The sequence below is a fragment of the Streptomyces sp. DH12 genome (assembly GCF_020873895.1).
Lineage (GTDB): Bacteria > Actinomycetota > Actinomycetes > Streptomycetales > Streptomycetaceae > Streptomyces.
Window position 1 is genome coordinate 1 of sequence record NZ_JAHWGT010000657.1, and the last position, 531, is coordinate 531.

Here is a 531-nt window from a genome sequence, read left to right on the forward strand (position 1 = left end):
GGCTGGTCCCGAAGGTAGGGAGGGAGCGTTTCCGGCCTGTGGCACGCGGTGACCGGCAGGGAACGTTGCTCTCACCCTGGGCGGGGGCGGGGTGAGAGGTGTCCGTCACCGGTCACCGGGGGCGTGGTGAGGGTCAGTGCTGCGGGGGCTGCCCGTAGGGGCCGGGCGCCTGCTGCGGCGGGGCGCCGTACGGACCCGGCTGGCCGTGGGCGGGCGGCTGCTGGGCGTACGGGCCGGGCTGCGCGTACCCCGTGGCGGGCTGCTGCGGGAAGGGCTGGCCGTACGCCGGAGGCTGCGGGGCGTATCCCGGGGCGGGCTGCTGTTGCGGGAACGGCGGCGCGCCCTGGGCCTGCGCGCCGTACGGCCCGTACGGGCCGCCTCCGTAGGGCGTGCCGGAGCCCGGAGGCAGGTAGCGCACGCGGCCCGTCTCGTCCGCCACCGGTGCGAAACCGGCCGCCTGGAGCCGCGCCGCGAACTTGGCGTTGCGCTTGCGGGTGACGACGAACCCGATGCCGAGGATCGCCATGAGGG

Annotated in this window: 1 pseudogene; it reads right to left on the minus strand. The window is 76.6% G+C overall.

The features are described from left to right. Positions 1-133: 133 nt before the first annotated feature. A pseudogene (locus tag LPA54_RS36330) lies at positions 134-531 on the minus strand (hypothetical protein); the annotation flags it as partial.